The organism is Chryseobacterium gregarium DSM 19109 (assembly GCF_000430845.1).
In the GTDB taxonomy this organism is placed as follows: Bacteria; Bacteroidota; Bacteroidia; order Flavobacteriales; family Weeksellaceae; genus Chryseobacterium; species Chryseobacterium gregarium.
In genome coordinates, this window is record NZ_AUMU01000031.1 from 1 (window position 1) to 14,843 (window position 14,843).

The 14,843-nt window shown below is 38.5% G+C and carries 14 protein-coding genes and 2 pseudogenes; 12 read left to right on the plus strand and 4 right to left on the minus strand.

All coding sequences use genetic code 11. The features are described 5' to 3' along the window. Nucleotides 1-1,524 precede the first annotated feature (1,524 nt). From H561_RS0119850 to H561_RS0119865, 4 genes are read left to right on the plus strand one after another with little or no spacing between them, the layout of a single operon-like run. The gene (locus H561_RS0119850) at nucleotides 1,525-2,151 is read left to right on the plus strand and encodes an NUDIX hydrolase (RefSeq protein ID WP_027388563.1); all 627 of its coding nucleotides are present in this window, start codon (nucleotides 1,525-1,527) and stop codon (nucleotides 2,149-2,151) included. A 27-nt stretch (nucleotides 2,152-2,178) separates the two neighbouring features. Next, entirely contained in the window at nucleotides 2,179-2,985 is an 807-nt protein-coding gene (locus H561_RS0119855) for a lysophospholipid acyltransferase family protein (RefSeq protein ID WP_027388564.1), read from the plus strand. A gap of 11 nt (nucleotides 2,986-2,996) precedes the next feature. Beyond that, on the plus strand, nucleotides 2,997-3,434 hold the full coding sequence (locus H561_RS0119860) for a lipoprotein (RefSeq protein ID WP_027388565.1): 438 nt from the start codon (nucleotides 2,997-2,999) through the stop codon (nucleotides 3,432-3,434). A gap of 5 nt (nucleotides 3,435-3,439) precedes the next feature. Continuing rightward, nucleotides 3,440-4,777, plus strand: a complete 1,338-nt coding sequence (locus H561_RS0119865) for a UDP-N-acetylmuramate--L-alanine ligase (protein WP_027388566.1) — start codon at nucleotides 3,440-3,442, stop codon at nucleotides 4,775-4,777. Between the two features lie 33 nt (nucleotides 4,778-4,810). Here the strand turns inward: H561_RS0119865 and H561_RS0119870 are convergent, their stop codons facing one another. Together H561_RS0119870 and H561_RS0119875 are read right to left on the minus strand one after the other, a co-directional pair. Then, nucleotides 4,811-5,884, minus strand: a complete 1,074-nt coding sequence (locus H561_RS0119870; RefSeq protein ID WP_027388567.1) for an NAD(P)H-dependent flavin oxidoreductase — start codon at nucleotides 5,882-5,884, stop codon at nucleotides 4,811-4,813. Between the two features lie 82 nt (nucleotides 5,885-5,966). Beyond that, the gene (locus H561_RS0119875; protein WP_027388568.1) at nucleotides 5,967-6,842 is read right to left on the minus strand and encodes an aldo/keto reductase; all 876 of its coding nucleotides are present in this window, start codon (nucleotides 6,840-6,842) and stop codon (nucleotides 5,967-5,969) included. 146 nt (nucleotides 6,843-6,988) lie between these two features. Here H561_RS0119875 and H561_RS0119880 point away from each other — a divergent pair, with 146 nt between their 5' ends. Then, nucleotides 6,989-7,423, plus strand: coding sequence for a GNAT family N-acetyltransferase (locus H561_RS0119880; RefSeq protein ID WP_027388569.1), 435 nt, complete (start codon nucleotides 6,989-6,991; stop codon nucleotides 7,421-7,423). Nucleotides 7,424-7,431: 8 nt separating this feature from the next. Here the strand turns inward: H561_RS0119880 and H561_RS0119885 are convergent, their stop codons facing one another. Next, nucleotides 7,432-8,328 carry a LysR family transcriptional regulator gene (locus H561_RS0119885; protein WP_027388570.1) on the minus strand — a complete coding sequence of 299 codons (897 nt, stop codon included), beginning with the start codon at nucleotides 8,326-8,328 and terminating at the stop codon, nucleotides 7,432-7,434. A 199-nt stretch (nucleotides 8,329-8,527) separates the two neighbouring features. Continuing rightward, a complete protein-coding gene (locus H561_RS0119890) occupies nucleotides 8,528-10,105 on the minus strand; it encodes a Na+/H+ antiporter (RefSeq protein WP_027388571.1) in 1,578 nt (525 codons plus the stop codon). Nucleotides 10,106-10,250: 145 nt separating this feature from the next. Between H561_RS0119890 and H561_RS0119895 the strand changes: the two genes are divergently transcribed. The 7 genes and pseudogenes from H561_RS0119895 to H561_RS0119925 all read left to right on the plus strand — a co-directional run. Continuing rightward, on the plus strand, nucleotides 10,251-11,099 hold the full coding sequence (locus H561_RS0119895; protein WP_027388572.1) for a helix-turn-helix domain-containing protein: 849 nt from the start codon (nucleotides 10,251-10,253) through the stop codon (nucleotides 11,097-11,099). Between the two features lie 240 nt (nucleotides 11,100-11,339). After that, nucleotides 11,340-12,116 carry an alpha/beta hydrolase gene (locus H561_RS0119900; protein ID WP_027388573.1) on the plus strand — a complete coding sequence of 259 codons (777 nt, stop codon included), beginning with the start codon at nucleotides 11,340-11,342 and terminating at the stop codon, nucleotides 12,114-12,116. Nucleotides 12,117-12,297: 181 nt separating this feature from the next. Further along, nucleotides 12,298-12,912: an NAD(P)H-dependent oxidoreductase gene (locus tag H561_RS0119905; RefSeq protein WP_027388574.1), complete on the plus strand. Its 615-nt coding sequence runs from the start codon at nucleotides 12,298-12,300 to the stop codon at nucleotides 12,910-12,912. A 4-nt stretch (nucleotides 12,913-12,916) separates the two neighbouring features. Then, nucleotides 12,917-13,801 carry an NAD-dependent epimerase/dehydratase family protein gene (locus H561_RS0119910; RefSeq protein ID WP_027388575.1) on the plus strand — a complete coding sequence of 295 codons (885 nt, stop codon included), beginning with the start codon at nucleotides 12,917-12,919 and terminating at the stop codon, nucleotides 13,799-13,801. A 4-nt stretch (nucleotides 13,802-13,805) separates the two neighbouring features. Then, nucleotides 13,806-14,093, plus strand: coding sequence for a putative quinol monooxygenase (locus tag H561_RS0119915; RefSeq protein WP_027388576.1), 288 nt, complete (start codon nucleotides 13,806-13,808; stop codon nucleotides 14,091-14,093). 150 nt (nucleotides 14,094-14,243) lie between these two features. Then, nucleotides 14,244-14,495 (plus strand): annotated as a pseudogene (locus tag H561_RS0119920) (aldo/keto reductase); the annotation flags it as partial. A gap of 72 nt (nucleotides 14,496-14,567) precedes the next feature. After that, nucleotides 14,568-14,828: pseudogene (locus tag H561_RS0119925) on the plus strand (transposase); the annotation flags it as partial. Nucleotides 14,829-14,843 lie beyond the last annotated feature (15 nt).

Consider the following 14,843-nt stretch of genomic DNA (forward strand, 5'->3'; position numbering starts at 1 on the left):
CCTGCGCTTCCCGTTTTACCGGACTGCAAAGATACAAATCTTTTTAAAACTCACAAATTTTATCCAAAATAAAATCCGATCCATTCTCCTGATCTGTTACTTATATAATTGCCAGAAGCAATCCTATAAGGTAGATGATTAGTTTTTAATTCCATGCTTATCTAAAAGCTCTCCTGCGCTACTGACATACTCTCGTTTTCAGTGGGGCAAAGATAGAAACTCCTGCATTACCTTCCAAATATACTTAACATAAAATTCATAGCAAACCCTATTTTGTGGGGAAATAATAGCTTATATTATTGATTAACCTAGCGTTAGAAGGCCAATCAGAGTTATCCACAATAAACAAATAAGCATCTAACAATATTGGGAGACTTAATAATGTGAGGGGTTCTACGGCATTTAATGGTTGTGAAAGACATGCATACACATCTTAAATAATGGTTAAGTAATGGCAATTACTTACAAACCCTGTAAAAAACCCTCGCCCTGCATACCTGTTATATCGGAAGAAGCAGGAAATGGGTTTATCCTGATGATTCTTAGATAATGATTGTTGTGATGGCTAATGATGGAAAAATTAGTTGCAATTGACTGATGATTGGTAACTGGTAATTTTGATTGATGATTACAAGGTAGTTTTTGCTTCCATATATAATAACTCGGGAAATAGAATTATTGATAGTGATTCCTAAGTGATATTGTTTAACAGTTGGTTTTTATTAGTCGTTGTAAGTGTTAATTTTTAAATACTGATACTGATTAATTTTTTGACCGATCATTGTTAATCGCCAAAAGGGCGTTTACCTCAATATATATAGGATAAATGATGAAATGGGGATTACCGGAATGATTGTTAAGTGATGGTTATTACATGATGGATTTTAACTGATGATTGAAAGGTCGTCTTTACGGATCGTCCCGCACCGGTGTTATAAATAATCCCGTTTAATCAAATATTTTAATGCGAACTTCGATGGAAACCTCATAGGTTTTGAAAACCTATGAGGTTTGATCGTCCATAAATATTAAATAACATATAAGGCTTGCTTAAAACCACCCCGGCAAAAATCCAGAGGATTTTTGCCGCCCCTCCAAAGGAAGGGAATTTTTATGGCGGGGATAATGATGATAGTTGTAAACATAACTGTGGAAGATCATGATAATATTAATGGTAAGAAACTTTGTCAGATAACAAACCGGATAGCAACTGGAGATTAGTGACCATTGGTAGTAATTTTATTTATATGCATGCCATTATTATATAGCAGACTACCCTAGCCCCGATAGAAACCGTTATCCCGCAACAGGCAAAGGATAAGCAAAAGACCTTGAAGCCGGAAAGCACGACGCGAGGATTATAAGCGGATAGCGGGATTAGCTCCAAAAGAAAAAATCAGAGATTAATTTTAGAATTCCGGTTTAGGATATTCCTTATATATAGTGTATCCTTTTATATAGGTATCTCTTATATAATTACTCCTTCATTCTTATTTCTTCAAAATATATTATTAAATTTGGATCATGAGTTTTGGAAAAGATTTATTAAGGAAAATTAAAAGTGCATCACTGCCGGGGGAAAATGCGCACGGTGTTTTTTCACCGCCTTCGCGACCCGTTTTTACCTATGAAGACGTTTTAAAGAATAATCCAAAATTTGCGGCTGTCAATATCGCGCTGTATCTTAAAAATGATGAATGGCACTTCCCTTTGATCCAGAGGACCATCAATGAACATGACCGGCACAGCGGACAGATCTCACTACCCGGCGGCAAACGTGAGGAAACGGATCAGAACTTTGCGGAAACCGCCATCCGGGAAACTTCCGAAGAAATCGGGATTGATAAAAATTATATAAGAATCATCAGAGAAATGTCTCCGATCTATATTCCGCCCAGTAATTTTTATGTTTATCCTTATATATCCTATACCAGCAGAAATCCGGCATTTGTTTTGCAGCAGAGTGAAGCAGTGGAAGTCATTGAATTTCCGGTCACCAGCTTCCTAAGCCTTCCCGATACGCCTGAAATCATGGCACTGCCAAGCGCAGGAGGAAAAGAAGTCCCGGTGATTAATTTTAACGGATATATCATTTGGGGTGCTACCGCAATGATATTAAGCGAATTCAGCCAGTTGCTGAAAAAAATGTAACTTTGCACCACTGTGTTTAATTGAGAGATGGCGAAGAAAAATATTTTCACCGATGCATTCGGTACTCCTTATTTTTTAAAAAGGCTGATTATTTTCATTCTGGGAATTGTATCCTACAGAAGGTTTAACGGCTTTAACAAACTAAAAATTACAGGCACTGAGCATCTTGTGGATCTTCCGGATTCCAATGTACTGTTTGTATCCAATCACCAGACCTATTTCGCAGATGTAGCGGCCATGTACCATGCATTCTGTTCGGTAAACAACGGATACCTGAATACCATAAAAAATCCGATCTATTTATTAAATCCAAAAATTGACTTCTATTACGTGGCGGCTGAAGAGACCATGAATAAAGGAATTCTTCCGAAAATCTTTAAGATTGCCGGTGCGGTAACGGTTAAAAGAACCTGGAGGGCCGAGGGTAAAAATGTCAACAGGATTGTTGATATGAGCGAGGTTGAAAATATCATGAAAGCTCTGGATAACGGCTGGGTAGCCACTTTCCCGCAGGGGACCACATCCGCTTTTGCACAGGGAAGAAGAGGAACGGCAAAACTGGTAAAAAATCAGCGGCCGATTGTAATTCCTATAAAAATCAACGGGTTCCGCAGGGCTTTTGATAAGAAAGGGCTTCGTGTCAAGGTAACCGGTGTAAAACCAACTATGGAATTCAAAGCGCCTCTTAATATCGATTATGATAAAGAAAATGCGCAGGAAATTCTGAATAAAATTATGACTGCCATTGAGCAGACCGAGAATTTCAATCTGCTCCATCAGTATGATGAAGAACTGAAAGCCAAAAAATCAGAACAAAAGGAATCAGGAAACTAAAGCAAATGATTATGAAAAGGATAACAGCAATCTTATTTGCCCTCTTTATATTAGCATCATGCAACAGCCAGAAGATATATTCGGATTTCGATATCAGCTATTCCAGAAGCGGAGGCTTTGCACCAATATATGAAAATCTGCTGATCAAAGGTTATGATGCACATTACTCTTTTGAGGGCCAGGGGAAAAAATACAACCAGGATTTTAAGGTTTCCCGGGAAGACTTAAATAGAATAAAACGTACGCTCTTTCAGAACAATTTCAGAAAGATCCAGGAAGATCACCAAAAGATCTATGATCATATTTCAACTTCTGTCAATGTGAAAAAAGGCCCGAATGAAGGCAATAAAACGGATGCGAGTGAAATCATGCCTAACTACAGAAAAAACTGGACCAATATCACCTATGTTTTCCAGGAGCTTATCAGTAATAACGTAAAAAAACAATAATCCCATTGAATACCCATTTCATTGCTGTCGGCGGAAGCGCCATGCATAACCTAGCGATTGCATTAAAAGATAAAGGATACCAGGTGACCGGTTCAGATGATGCTATTTTCGAACCATCTAAATCAAGGCTGGAAAATAAAGGAATTCTACCTGAAGAAATGGGTTGGTTTCCTGAAAAAATCACTTTCGATACTGATGCCGTCATCCTTGGAATGCATGCACACCAGGATAATCCTGAACTGGCAAAAGCAAAGGAATTGGGTTTAAAAATATATTCTTATCCTGAATTTTTGTACGAGCAGTCTAAAAATAAGACCCGAGTGGTCATCGCAGGTTCCCACGGGAAAACCACGATCACCTCAATGATTCTTCATGTCCTGAATTTCCATCAGAAAGATGTTGATTATATGGTGGGAGCACAGCTTGAAGGTTTCGACTGTATGGTAAAACTGACAGAAGACAATGACTTTATGGTGCTTGAAGGTGATGAATACCTTTCCTCCCCTATTGACCTGCGATCAAAGTTTTTGCTGTATCAGCCGAATATTGCTTTGCTGAGCGGAATTGCCTGGGATCATATCAATGTTTTCAAAACATTTGATGACTATATCGAACAGTTCAGAAAGTTTGTGGCAAGCATTACGCCGGGTGGCGTTTTGGTGTACAACGAAGAAGATCCGGAGGTTGTAAAAGTGGTTGAAGCAGCCGAAAACTATTTCAGAAAAATTCCTTATACAACTCCTGATTACGAAATCATTAACGGTCAAGTCCATTTAAAAACAGAAATGGGTGATGTTCCGCTTTCGGTTTTCGGAGCCCACAATTTATTGAATCTTGAGGGGGCCCGATATATTTGCCATACATTGGGAATTATGGACGAAGATTTCTATGAAGCCATCATGAGTTTCAAAGGTGCTTCAAAACGCCTGGAAAAAGTGGAAAGAGAAGATAAAGGTATCCTGTATAAAGACTTTGCACACGCCCCGAGCAAAGTAAAAGCTGCGGTAAAAGCTTTTTGCGAACAGTTTAAAAACGAAAAAAAGTACGGCTTTCTTGAGCTTCATACGTATTCAAGTTTAAATCCTGTTTTCCTAGAACAATATGATCATGCCATGAACGGTCTGGATGAAGCCATCGTTTTCTATTCTGAAGATGCTTTGAAAATTAAAAGAATGGAACCGATTTCTCCTGATCTGATTAAAGAAAAGTTTAAAAATCAAAATTTAAAAGTCTTTACCAATGCCGAAGATCTTCATGTCTACTGGAATACGCTGGACAAAACCCAAGGTGTTTACATGATGATGAGTTCGGGTAATTTTGGCGGGCTGGATCTGACGAAATAATATAATCTTTTTTGGATAAACTAAAAACTCCTTTCATTCGAAAGGAGTTTTTAGTTCAAAATCTTCAATTAATCTCTTCAAAATATCTTCTGTGGAAAGTTCATTGTAATCATGCACGGACTGTCCTGCCCAGATGTTTACAAAATCCGGATTTTGTAAGGCTTTTGAAACTTTTCTTAATTCGTTGGTCAGTTTATTCTGATAGGGATAAGGCAGAATAAATTCTGAATACTCCAATGTTTTAATGAATTTATTTTTAATTCCTCTTGCATAACGGCCGGAAAAACTTTTAGTCAGAACAATATCTTTTTCCCGGGCATTTTTAAGGTATACTTTTTCAAAAGGCTGTAATGCACTTTCTTTTGAAGCCAACAAGATGCTTCCTACCTGAAAACCCTGTGCTCCCAATTCTTTTGAAGCCTTTAAAGTTTTAGCATTGTAAATTCCGCCTGCATAAATCAACGGAACTTTTACGTAATCAGAAACCTGCGATAATAAAGATAAACCGCCGATCTGGGGAATATTTTCAGCTTCGAAGCTTCCTCTGTGGCCACCTGCTTCAATTCCCTGTACGCAGATCATATCAATTCCTGATTTTTCGAGAACTAAGGCTTCTTCAACAGAGGTACAGGTTCCGATCAGCAAAACGCCGTTTTCCTTTAATTTCTGAATGCTTTTATCATCAGGATTTCCAAATGTAAAACTCAGAATTTTGCAATCCTCCCCGATCACTGCATCTATCTGCTCATGATAAGGATATAATTTAATGTCCTTAAGCTCAGGAAGGCTGGCTTGTATATTGTTTTCGCCAGCAAATTGTTCAATAAAATTTTTTACCTTCCTATAATACTGCCGTAAGGAATCTGTAATTTCAGGAATATCATGAACAAAAATATTGGCCGCAAAAGGCCGGTCTGTCAGTTTTTTCGTTTTCCTGATCAGTTCAGCCGATTGTTCTGCTGAAAGGTCAGCCAAAGCCAAAGATCCCAGACAACCTGCATGATTTGCTGCTGCAAGCATTTCCGGCGTGCTTACTCCGAACATCGGAGCCTGAATAATGGGATATTTGATATTTAATTTTTTTGAAATAGTATCCGGAAAAAGCATAATATTATTTTACTTAAAATTAATAAAAAAGGAAGCGATAATTATTGCTTCCTTAGTTTTATCATGCTATATGTGCAATACATTAAATATCCGCAACAGCATTCAGCATCTTCTGTTCCCATTCCGGATCTTTTGGATCAAAAAACAATCTTTTTCCGGTATCTAAAGAACGGACCACATTCATTTCATCATCTGATAATTCAAAATCAAAAACATTGAAGTTTTCTTCAATTCTTGATGGCGTTACCGATTTCGGAATCACGCAGAACCCTTCCTGCAAATGCCACCTTAAGATCACCTGGGCAACCGTTTTATTATTTTTTTCAGCAATATTTTTTAAATCTTCATTATCTAAAAGTCCCGCATTTCCGTTTCCAAGAGGGCTCCAGGGTTGGGTAACGATATTATTTTCTCTGTTATATTCCTGAAGCTCTTTTTGCTGGAACAAAGGATGCAGTTCAATTTGGTTAATGACAGGATGTACATTTGAATTTGCCTTTAATTCTTCCAGTTTTTCAACGGTGAAATTACAAACACCGATGGACTTTATTTTCCCTTCGTGATAAAGCTCTTCCATCGCTTTCCAGGCATCCAAAAAATCAGAGTAAGGCCAGTGAATGAGATACATATCGAGATAATCCAGCTGCAACCTGTCCAGAGTTCTCTGAAAAGCGCTTTTCGCTTTGTCATATGAAGTATCCTGAACCCACAATTTTGAAGTAACAAACAGGTCTTCCCGGTCTACACCGCTGTTTTTCACCGCATTGCCCACTGCAGTTTCATTCTGATAAATCGAAGCGGTATCGATCATTCTGTAACCGGTTTGGATGGCTTTGATGACTGCATTTTCGCATTCCTGCAGGTCTTCCATCTGCCAGACTCCCAAACCCAAAGCCGGAATATCAATCCCGTTGTTTAATGTAATGACAGGCTGGCCTGCATATATTTTTTTCTGCATAGTATTTTTATTTGATGTGAATACTAACTAATTTACGATAAATTTTTGGAATTTCTGGTTGCCCCATTTTATTTAGCGTCTCTTTACTGGCAATTTACAGTATTCAGTTATTATCTGATTTCTTATTTTTGTCAAAATTCAATAGTATGGAGCATCAGATCAGATTGGCAACACCGGATGATTATCCGGAAATTATGGATATCTGGGAATCTGCCGTAAAAGCCACCCACCATTTCCTTTCAGAAGAAGATTTCAATTATTTCAAAGAAGCGATTCCCAAGGATTACTTGCCTCATCTTGAAGTGTATCTGATCACTGAAAATAATAAAGCCAAAGGCTTCGCCTCTGCAGCAGAAGCAAATTTAGAAATGCTTTTTATACATCATGAAGCGCGCGGAAAAGATTTCGGTAAAGAGCTATATCAATTCATGAAAGAAAAAACCCAACTGACAAAAGTTGATGTCAACGAACAAAATCTGCAGGCCATCGGTTTTTATAAAAAGATGTGCTTTACACCAAATGGAAGATCGGAAAAAGACGGTTCAGGAAAACCTAATCCTATCATTCATATGACTTTATAGAAATCAGATCAGCTCATTACTTTTCTGAACAGGCTTTTAATATGGGCTATTTCATCCTGGTAGCTGGTATTTTTACGGCATCCGAAATACAATGTATTCTCTAATTTTTTCTCCCCTTCCCAGACCAGTTTTATCTCATCGTTTCCGATTTCATTCTTACATAGAAAATCCGGGACAACAGCCAGGCCGGTTCCTCCTTTCAGGCAACGGACAATAGAATTTAAATTAGGAACAATATAATTCGGACGAAAATTGGGTTTATGTCCGAAGTTCAGAATCCAGAACTGGAAAAGATGCTCCATATCCCCTGTGGTTCCGTACCATTTTTCCTGTTTAAGCCATTCTTCAGCATGCTCAATTCCTTTTGTTTCGATCACTTTTCGAAAACTTTCCGTATTAATCCCATTGCCCCCAACCAGAATAATCTGTTCAGAAGAAAAGGCTTCATGCGAAATATTGGGCGATGTCCCTTTTTTGGGTGTAATAATCAAATCTAAAATGCCCTTATCCAGCTGATCTAGCATTTCAGGGTATTCTCCGAAACTGATGATTAAATTAAATGGTAACGTAGAAACGTACTGCTCTAAAGTGGTCTGGAATGTTTCAAAGCACATTCCCACACTGATGGTCGGAGTATGTTTTTCTGTAGATTTCTGAAAGTTTTTTTCCACATCCTCCAGCTTTGTCAGAGGTTCGGAAATAGCGTTGAAAAGTACCTTTCCTCTTTCAGTGGGAACCATTTTTCTTCCGGTCCTGTCAAAGAGCTTATAACCGACATATGCTTCCAGAGAACCCAGGTGCAGGCTTACGCCGGGCTGTGAAATAAACAGGGCATCAGCAGCTCCCGTTAAAGTTCCGGTTTTATAAATTGCTTTGAAAGTGCGGTACCATTCTAAATTGACCATGATTATAATTATCAATATTCTGATACAAAATTAATAAATAATTACAATAATAATATTTAGAATCTGATAAAAAGGTCACAATAAAAAAGTAAGGATAAAAAGTTGAATAAAAATGGGTATTTTAAGACTGTAAAGCAAAAATATCATTGTATTCAACGGGCTTACCAGCTGCAATTTAAATTTCGATATTTTTAAGCTCCTAACCTTTCATATTCAGTTTTTCTTCCTGGAGATCAAGCAAACGAAGATGTTTTCTGATAATTTCTTCATCTAACAAAAGTTCTTCTCGGTTTTTATTGATAAGCCAGTTCCTCTGGGTTTCCAGAATGTCAATATAAATATTCCGGTATTGAGCGTAATTGATAATGATTTCGGAACTGCTCAACTGGTTTTCATATTTCTGCAACTGATCTTTCAACGCCGGGAAACTTTCTATTTTATGAATATAATCACTTCGGATTTTATCAACTGCCACTTGTGCAAGGCTGTTCAGAATCTCGTAATCTATTTCCTTTTCGCTTCTCACAAAATCCCGGTCTATCGGCGGGAATTTTTTTAATAAAAAAGGAAGCGTCAGTCCCTGAACAAGCAATGTGAGAAGAATGACAACGAATGTAATGAAAAGAATCAGATTTCTTTGCGGGAAAGGGGTTCCGTCAGCTAAAGTCAGGGGAATTGACAGTGCTGCCGCTAAAGACACCACGCCTCTCATTCCGGTCCAGCCAATGATCATGGGAGTCTTCCAGCCGGGAGATTCTGCATCGGCAACCGTGATAAAGTTTCTCATGATTAAAGTCGTAATCACTGCTGCATAGCCTGCGAAAACTCTTACAATAATAAGAACTGCAGTCACCGCAATTCCATAACCAATGGCAGTATAAATATCAGTATCCCCTAAGCCGGAAACAATTTCGGGCAAATCCAAACCGATAAGCATGAAAACAATCCCGTTGAGCAAGAAACAAAAACTTTCCCAGACGGTTACTGTACGTATCCTGGAGGCACTGCTCAGAAAATCGTGACTGCGATAGGAAAGAAACAACCCGCCACTCACCACCGCCAGCACTCCGGAAGCATGAAGCTGTTCTGCTCCCAGATACATCGAGAAGGGCGCGATAAAGGTCAGTAAAATATCGGTATTTGAATCGGTAGGTAAAATTTTGTGCATTTTCATAAAAACATACGCGATTATCAGCCCGATTCCTACGCCGCCAATGCACATCCACACAAAACTTCCTGCTGCTTCGTGCCATACAAACTGCCCGGTTGCCGCAGCAATCATCGCAAACCGGAAAATGATTAAAGAAGAAGCGTCATTTAGTAGACTTTCGCCTTCGAGAATTGAAGCGAGCCTTTTCGGGACTTTTACAAATTTTAAAATTGCTCCAGCGCTTACGGCATCCGGCGGAGACACGATTCCCCCCAATAAAAAACCCAAGGCTAAAGAAAAGCCGGGAATAAAATAATTGGCGAAAACAGCAACTGATAATGCGGTTAAAAATACGACGACGAAAGCAAAACTGAAAATAATCCTGCGCCATCGCCAAAGCTCTTTCCACGAAGCCGACCAGGCGGCTTCATACAATAACGGCGGTAAGAAAATGATAAATATTAATTCAGGTTCTATTTTAATCGGTGGTACTCCGGGAATAAAGCTTATTAAAAGTCCCGCCAATACAAGCAAAACAGGATAGGCCACCTGAATTTTTTTTGCCAGCATAATAAGCATGGTAATGAGGAGAACCAAAAAAAGATAAAATTCGAAATTTTCTAACATGTATAAATTTTAGACACTTAAATATATATCAAATTATTAAACCATATATTTTTAATTGTATAAATTTGTTTGGGAGAATGATAATGTTTAAGCGGATTCGTCCTGCTTTTATAATTAATCAACTGCTGCTTATATTCCGCTAACCATGAAATTCATCAGTAACTACGAGTACAATCATAAAATGTTCGGTTATCTTATCATCGATGAAACCTCATCTGATGAGATCAGTACCGATGAATATAATGATTACATAAGAATCTTTTTCTTTCCGAAACCCTGCCATCTCACGATAGATTTTGATGAATATAGGACTGATGCTCCGGCATTATTTTTTGTAGGCAATCATCAAAAAGTAAGAATTAAGAGTGCTGAACAGCAGGAAATACATTTTATTTATTACAACAGAGATTTTTACTGCATCCAGATCCATGATGCGGAAGTAGCCTGTGATGGAATCCTTTTCAATAATATTTACAACCTTCCCCAGACAAAGCTTTCAGACGAAGAATGTATCTATACGGAAAACTTATACCTTCATATTAAAAATGAACTTATTGCTAAAGAATCTTCCCAGGAAGAAATGATCAGGACCTATCTTAAACAGCTTATTATAAGAGCTACCCGTGCGTGGAAAAAACAACAATTGGGACAGCTTAACGAAGAGCCTGTCAGAGAAATGGAGTTTTTCAGAGATTTCAGCCGCCTGGTTGAGATCCATTTCCGCAAGAAACATGGCGTTGCCGATTATGCCGATCTTTTGAATATGGCCCCTAAAACACTCTCTACAAAATTCAACCGTCTTAATTTGGCTTCTCCCAACGATATTATAAAAGACCGCATTGTGCTTGAAGCCAAACGCCTGTTGTGTTATTCAAACTATACGATTAAAGAAATTGCCTACCATTTGGGATATGATGATCCGGCGTACTTCAACCGATTATTTACCAATAAAACAGGACTGACTCCTGCCGTTTTCAAGAAAAAGAACCAATAAAAGAAAAAAGTACAATAAATATCAACTTTATACTATTTTCCCGTCCGTAGTACTACCCTACCTTTGTCATGTAAATAATTCCAGATACGGAAACAAGGTAAAGTAAGATTGGTAATAACCCATTTATTTTCCGGATTAATGAGATAGTGAAATCTTTATATAAAACTGTCGATGTATTCAAACGTATCAAATGGAAATTGTTTATTCATTCAGTAATTATTAATCTTAAATATATATACAATGAAAAAAACATCAATTTTAAAATCGTTCGGATCAATCTTATTCCTTTTCTTTATGCTGCTAGGCGGAATCTCTGCATCCGCTCAATCACCAATGATTAAAAATGTTGTGCTGGTGCACGGTGCTTTTGTAGACGGATCAGGCTATAGAGGTGTATACGACATTTTGAGCAAGAAAGGCTACCATGTTACCGTAGTACAAAACCCGCTGAGCTCACTGGCAGATGATGTAGAAGCAACTCAGACAGCCCTCGACAGACAGGACGGACCTGCCATTCTCGTAGGCCATTCTTACGGCGGAAGTGTTATAACAGAAGCCGGAGATCATCCGAAAGTCGCTGCTTTGGTATATCTTGCGGCATTCCAGCTGGATGAAGGCGAGTCGGCACTGGATTGGGCAAAAACAGAACCGGGATCTCCCAAAAACGGCATTTTGCCTGCGGATGAAAAAGGAATCCTTTACTATGACAAAGAAAAATTCCATGACGGATTTGCAGCAGATGTTCCCAAAGCACAGACCGATTTTATGTATGCTTCACAAGGCCGTTTTGCAGCAGCAGCATTAGCTGCCAAAGTAACCAAAGCTCCATGGAAAACAAAACCTTCATATGGAATCGTAGCCACTCAGGATGAAGCCATTCTCCCTTCTATCCAGAGAAAAATGTATAAAAAAGGAAATGCGAAGATCACTGAAATAAAAGGAAGCCATGCCGTATTTATTTCTCATCCTCAGGAGGTGGCTGATGTCATTATCAGAGCATCAAAGGAAGTGAAGTAATTTCTGAAAACTGACCATACAAAAGCTGTTTCACTGCATGTGGAGCAGCTTTTTCTATTTCACCGTTTAATTAAACTTATCTATATATTATAATTCTGATACATCTATATAATTTATATTATTTTTATTATACAAAAATCGAGTATAACTTTGCACCATTAAATTAAACACTCATATAATAATGAAAAAAGTATTCATCATCAACGGCGGACAAAATTTCGGGCATTCCGGAGGAAAATACAACCAGACCATTGCAGATAACACTTTGCAGGTTTTAAAGCAATTCGAAAACGTAGAAATAAAAATTACGAATATCAGTGAGGGTTATGATAAAAATGAAGAAGTACAGAAATTCGTTTGGGCAGACTACATTATTTATCATACGCCGATCTGGTGGTTCCAGCTTCCGAACGGTCTGAAAAAATACATTGACGAAGTATTCACGGCCGGCCATGCCAAAGGAATTTACATGAATGACGGAAGAACTTCCGACAATCCCACAATCAATTACGGAACAGGCGGGATGCTCGGCGGAAGAAAATATATGGTGACCACAAGCTGGAATGCACCGGAAACCGCTTTTACCCTTCCCGGAGAATTTTTCAGCGAAACCAGTGTAGATAACGGGCCGTTGTTTGGTTTTCACAGAATGAATGCCTTTGTTTCCTTAGACAAGATGGAGGGTTTTCACTTCCACGATGTGGAAAAAAATGCAGATGTCGAACGGGATATGAAACGTTACAGGGAACATCTGGTATCTGTTTTCGAAAAAGAATTACAACCGCAACTGGCTTAACCTGATGAAAAAGATACTTATTACAGGGATTACCGGATATATCGGCGGAACCATAGCTAAAAAATTACTGGATAAAAATTATACCGTGACCGGACTGGTCCGTGATGAAGCTCATGTAAAGGCACTCAAATCGGCCGGAATTGAAACCATTGTGGGGAATATCCATGATGAGAATATTTTACAATCTGCTATTTCCGATGCGGATGCCGTTATTCATAATGCAGATTCCGCTGATGATGCTTATGCGGCCGACAGTATTATTAATGCACTGAAAGGAAGCGGGAAAACATTTATATTCACGTCAGGTTCTGCAATTTTCGGAGGAAAAGAGAACGGAGAGAAAAATGATTTTGTTTTTACAGAAGACATCCCTCTGCAGCCGAGACTTGAAATGTCGTCAAGGGTACTCATCAACCAGTATGTCCTTCAGTCTGCCCGAAAAAATATAAGAAGCATCGTGATTGTTCCTACGATGGTCTATGGCGAAGGTCTGGGTCTGAAAAAAGACAGCATTCAGCTTCCCGCTTTAATTAGTCTTTCCAAAGAAAAAGGTTTTGGGGTTTATTTCGGGAAAGGAGAGAATATCTGGTCAAACGTTCATATTGAAGACCTTGCCGATTTGTATGTGCTCGCTTTGGAAAAAGCAAAAGCAGGCTCATTGTATTATGCAGAAAACGGCTCTTCAACCATAAAAAATTTAGCGGGAAAGATCAGTGAGTGCCATACCCTGAAACCGGCAAGATCCGTAACAATCCAGGAAGCCGTTAATACCTTCGGCCCTGCAGGCGGATATTTCGGGTTTGCCTCCAACAGCTTATGTAACTCCGATAAAGCCAGGACGGAACTGAATTGGAAACCGCAACACCACTCTATTGAACATTATATTTAAACCTATGAAAATTTATCTTACAGCCGTTATCAAAGTAAAAGAACAGTATAGAGCAGAAGTTCTGGAGGTTCTTCAGAATATGGTCAGGGAAACCCAAAAAGAAGAAGCCAATGAATTGTATATACTTCATCAGGGAATTGAAGACAAGAACCAGTTTGTTTTCTATGAAATCTGGAAAAATCAGGAAGGTCTGGAACAGCATAATCAACAGCCTTATATTCAGGCTTTCGGGGCTTTGGCTGATGAAAAGCTGCAGGAGAGACCACAGATTTATCTGACCAACATTATTTAAAATTAAAACACTAAAAGATCAAGAAGTTAAGATTCACTAAGCTAAAACAATGGATTGTATAAGTAGGTTTCTTAAACAGGACTAATCTTAATATCTAACTTTTTAAGGTTTAATGGTGAACAATGATTTCAACATGAAAATTAAAGTAAAATGGAATACAGAAAATTAGGAAATACCAATGTAGAACTTTCAGTAATCACACACGGGGCATTCGCCATCGGTGGAACCATGTGGGGCGGAAATGAAAAACAGGACTCTATTGATTCGATCCGCGCTTCTTTGGATAACGGAGTGACTTCTATCGATACCGCTCCCTTCTACGGTTTCGGGCTGAGTGAAGAGATCATCGGGGAAGCCATTAAAGGGAAAGACCGCTCAAAAATTCAGCTGCTGATGACCTTCTCCCAAAAAACTGGAACAATTAAAAGTAGAGATTTTTCGAGAAATAATTAAATTTAAATAAAGAAAAGTCTAATGAAAAAGAGCAGATTTACAGAGAGTCAGATTATTTTTGCATTGAAACAGTCTGAGACAGGAGTGAAAGTCGAAGAAGTTTGTCGTAAGATGGGTATAAGTGAGGCCACTTTCTACAATTGGAAGAAGAAATTCGGAGGTTTGGGGATTACAGAACTCCGGCGTTTACGTCAATTAGAGGAAGAAAACAGTCAACTCAAGAAGTTGGTAGCCGACCTAAGCCTGGATAAGCAGATTCTCCAGGATGTGCTGAAAAAAAAGTTCTAAAGCCGGTTC

Excerpts from the sequence above, each read along its gene's own strand:
- H561_RS0119850 (WP_027388563.1), top strand. The coding sequence starts at position 1,525 with ATGAGTTTTGGAAAAGATTTATTAAGGAAAATTAAAAGTGCATCACTG.
- H561_RS0119855 (WP_027388564.1), top strand. The coding sequence starts at position 2,179 with ATGGCGAAGAAAAATATTTTCACCGATGCATTCGGTACTCCTTATTTT.
- H561_RS0119860 (WP_027388565.1), top strand. The coding sequence starts at position 2,997 with ATGAAAAGGATAACAGCAATCTTATTTGCCCTCTTTATATTAGCATCA.
- H561_RS0119870 (WP_027388567.1), bottom strand. The coding sequence starts at position 5,884 with ATGCTTTTTCCGGATACTATTTCAAAAAAATTAAATATCAAATATCCC.
- H561_RS0119875 (WP_027388568.1), bottom strand. The coding sequence starts at position 6,842 with ATGCAGAAAAAAATATATGCAGGCCAGCCTGTCATTACATTAAACAAC.
- H561_RS0119880 (WP_027388569.1), top strand. The coding sequence starts at position 6,989 with ATGGAGCATCAGATCAGATTGGCAACACCGGATGATTATCCGGAAATT.
- H561_RS0119885 (WP_027388570.1), bottom strand. The coding sequence starts at position 8,328 with ATGGTCAATTTAGAATGGTACCGCACTTTCAAAGCAATTTATAAAACC.
- H561_RS0119890 (WP_027388571.1), bottom strand. The coding sequence starts at position 10,105 with ATGTTAGAAAATTTCGAATTTTATCTTTTTTTGGTTCTCCTCATTACC.
- H561_RS0119895 (WP_027388572.1), top strand. The coding sequence starts at position 10,251 with ATGAAATTCATCAGTAACTACGAGTACAATCATAAAATGTTCGGTTAT.
- H561_RS0119900 (WP_027388573.1), top strand. The coding sequence starts at position 11,340 with ATGAAAAAAACATCAATTTTAAAATCGTTCGGATCAATCTTATTCCTT.
- H561_RS0119905 (WP_027388574.1), top strand. The coding sequence starts at position 12,298 with ATGAAAAAAGTATTCATCATCAACGGCGGACAAAATTTCGGGCATTCC.
- H561_RS0119910 (WP_027388575.1), top strand. The coding sequence starts at position 12,917 with ATGAAAAAGATACTTATTACAGGGATTACCGGATATATCGGCGGAACC.
- H561_RS0119915 (WP_027388576.1), top strand. The coding sequence starts at position 13,806 with ATGAAAATTTATCTTACAGCCGTTATCAAAGTAAAAGAACAGTATAGA.